Genomic DNA, 241 nt, shown 5'->3' with positions numbered 1-241 from the left:
GTCTATTGCTTCTTTTTGTGTTTTAAAATGTTTAATGGTTTTGTTCGATGATGCTTTTCTTACCCGCCATTGATTATAATTATCGCTTGATTCATCTTTATTCAAGGAAACATGGTATTTACGATTTTCTGATTCGTTATTTATACTTGATTGAGATGAATCATGCTTTGTTGTCTCACTTGGTTTCTTTTTATCTTTTTTAGAAAACAATCTTTTTAAAAATCCAGCCATGAAATGCCCC

1 protein-coding gene is annotated in these 241 nt (G+C 30.3%); it reads right to left on the bottom strand.

Features of this window, described 5'->3' with window-relative positions:
* The coding region (locus tag ABCO64_RS10350) for a DUF2188 domain-containing protein (RefSeq protein ID WP_343089405.1) at positions 1-231 on the bottom strand (231 nt) is incomplete at its 3' end.
* Positions 232-241: the final 10 nt, after the last annotated feature.

The organism is Methanocalculus natronophilus (genome assembly GCF_038751955.1).
Classification (GTDB): Archaea; Halobacteriota; Methanomicrobia; order Methanomicrobiales; family Methanocorpusculaceae; genus Methanocalculus; species Methanocalculus natronophilus.
This window is presented reverse-complemented; position numbering and strand designations above follow the sequence as displayed.